A 2,727-nucleotide genomic window follows, 5' to 3' on the forward strand; every position below is an offset into this window, starting at 1 on the left:
GGACCCAGGACGACCTCGACGCCGTCGCCCGCCAGCTCAACGGCCGACCCCGCGAGACCCTGGACTGGCAGAATCCCGCACAACGACTCAACGACCTACTCGTTGCAACCGCCGCCTGAAACCGCCCGGGCATCCGGGACCGGGTTCTCCGCACTCGGCGGGCGCCCGCGCGGGCCCGTGCGGGCTCAGCGGGGGCTCAGGGGACGCGGACGATCACGGTCAGCGCGCGGTGGTCGGACGAGACGTCGTCCAGGACGCGCGCGTCCGTGAACGTGACGCCGCGGCCGAGCACCCAGTCGATGCGGACTTCCGGGTCCACGGCCGGGTGGGTCAGGGCGTCGGCGTCCCCGGAGGTGTCGAGGGCGCTCGTCCACCCCGCGGCGTCCAGCGCGTCGACCTCGGGGGAGCCGGGCTCGGCGTTGAGGTCCCCGGCCAGCACGGACGGCCCGTCGCTCGGCAGCGCCGCGTCCAGGGCGGCGAGCTGGTCGAGGCGGGTCGGGGTGTTGCTCTCCCGGTGCTGCAGGTGCACGGAGGTGACGCGCACGGGCGTGCCGTCAGGCCCGGGCACGGTCGCGGTGAGCGCGGAGCGCTGCTGCGGCCCGGCGCCGTACGGCAGGGCGATCACCTGCACGTCGGACAGCGGCTCGCGGGACAGCAGGGCGTTGCCGAACTGCTGGTCGGCGGCGGGCGCGAACGCGACGTGCATGCCGAGCCGGTGCGCGAGCCAGGTCGCCATGTCGGTGCCGCCGCCGAGCACCCAGCCGCGCGCGACCTCCTGGAGCGCGACGACGTCGGGCGCCTCGGCCTCGATGGTCCGGGCCATCTGCTCCAGGTCGACGGCGGTGTGCCCGGCGACCCCGTAGTGCAGGTTCCAGTCGAGGACGACCAGGGTGTCCGGGTCCCGGTCGACGGCGACGGCCTCCGGTCCGGTGAGCGCGGCCCACCACCCGACGGCGAGCAGCGCGACGGACGGCAGCACGAGGAACCGCAGGGCGTTGGCGCGCAGCGGCGGTGCGGGGTCGTGCGCGGGCGGCGGGGCGGGGCTCCACCAGCGCAGGCCCCCGGCGGCGAGCAGCGCCGCCGCCAGCACGACGAGCCAGGCGTTGTCGACGGGCAGCGGCACGTCGTAGTCGAGGAGGTAGCCGAGCAGCGCCGCGCCGACGATCAGGCCGACGGCGCCGGTCGCGAGGGCGGTGCGCGGGATGCCGGGCGGTGCGGGGCGGCGGGTCTTCAGGGCGACGGCCAGGACGACGCCCGCGGCGACCTCGGCGAGGACCAGCGCGACCAGGGCGAGGACCCCGGTGGTCAGCAGGGTCACCGCGACGGCGACGGGCAGCAGCGCGGCCGCGCCCCAGCGCACCGGCCGGGCGAGCAGCCGGGGGACGAGCAGCAGCCAGGCGGTGAGCCCGGAGGCGAGGACGACGGCGGTCCCGGCGGCGGCGAGCGGCACGCCCGACTGCGCGGCGGCGAACGCCGGGTTCGCGAGCATCATCACGACGAGCGCGAGCGCGGGCCCGAGCACCCAGGTGCGGCGCGGGCGTCCGGTCGGCTCCTCGCCGCGCGCGACGACCGCGAGCCCGACGGCGACCAGCACGAGCGCGCCGATGGTGACGGTGCCGACGACCCCGCCGTGCCACAGCGGGTCCCAGGTGCCGAGCGCGAGCTGCAGGGCCGCGGACAGCCCGGAGCCGAGGGTCAGCCCCAGCGCGGCCTGCCGCCCGCCGGTGCCGCGGCCCGCGACGGTCGTGGTGGTGAGCACCAGCGCGGCCACGGCCAGCGCGACGGTGACCAGCCCGGCGGCGAACCGCGCCTCGTCGTGCACGGCCTGCGTGACCAGCCGGACGGCACCGAGCGCGGCGACCACGACCAGCAGCGTGCGGCCGGACGCGGTGCCGGGCACGCGACGCCCGGTCACCAGCAGGGTGAGCGCGGCCAGCACCCCGGCCCCGGCGAACGTGGCGACGGCGGTGAGCGCGACGGTCAGGGTCCCGACGGTGAACGCCCGGTCGAGCACGGGTCCGGCGGCGCGGACGGCGTCGACCGCGAGCACCGTGACCAGCGCGAGCAGGGACACCCGGGTGGCGACACCGGCGTCCGGCGCCGACGGCGGCACCGGGGTGGGGTCCGGTGCGGGGGAGGGCGCGGGGACGCTCATCCGGCCAACCTACGGCCGCGACCCCGACCAGGGCGAACCCCGCTCGCGGCGTCGCCCCCGCGGCCTGCGGTCGCGGCCCGCGCACCCCGTGATCGGGGGAGGTCGGGGCGCACCCCCCAGGCGGCGCGGTCAGGCCAGCGCGGCCGACACCGTCGCGCGCAGGGTCGGCCACGCGTCCGCGAACGCGGGCAGCAGGGGGAGCGCGGCGACCTCGTCCAGCGGGACCCAGGCGATCGCGATGCTCTCGTCGTCGGTCGGCCGGGCGTCCACGGGGCCCGAGGTCACGGCGACGACCGTGGTGTACGACCAGTCCCCGTGGTCGAGCAGGTGCTCGCCGACCACGCGCACCGACGCGGGGTCGATGCCGGCCTCCTCGGCGGACTCGCGCAGCGCGCCGTCCACGGCGGACTCGCCGGTGAGCCGGGCCCCGCCGGGGACGCCCCAGGTGCCGCCCTGGTCGCTCCACGGCGCGCGGTGCTGCAGCACGACGGCCGCGGGGCCGGTCGCGGTGGCGGGCCGGACGAGCAGCAGCCCGGCGGCGCCGGCCGTGCCCCAGTGGCGGCGCCCGCACC

2 protein-coding genes and 1 pseudogene are annotated in these 2,727 nt (G+C 78.4%); 1 reads left to right on the forward strand and 2 read right to left on the reverse strand.

Annotated features, from left to right (window positions below):
- Positions 1 to 119: pseudogene (locus EBM89_RS22655) on the forward strand (IS30 family transposase); the annotation flags it as partial.
- A 77-nt stretch (positions 120 to 196) separates the two neighbouring features.
- On the opposite strand, the gene EBM89_RS20295 reads toward EBM89_RS22655, so the two are convergent.
- Together EBM89_RS20295 and EBM89_RS20300 are read right to left on the reverse strand one after the other, a co-directional pair.
- Positions 197 to 2,155, reverse strand: coding sequence for an endonuclease/exonuclease/phosphatase family protein (locus tag EBM89_RS20295; protein ID WP_122151375.1), 1,959 nt, complete (start codon positions 2,153 to 2,155; stop codon positions 197 to 199).
- 129 nt (positions 2,156 to 2,284) lie between these two features.
- On the reverse strand, positions 2,285 to 2,727 hold a 443-nt coding region (locus EBM89_RS20300; protein WP_147463647.1), incomplete at its 5' end, for an NUDIX hydrolase.

The sequence above is a fragment of the Cellulomonas triticagri genome, assembly GCF_003696205.1.
Lineage (GTDB): Bacteria > Actinomycetota > Actinomycetes > Actinomycetales > Cellulomonadaceae > Cellulomonas > Cellulomonas triticagri.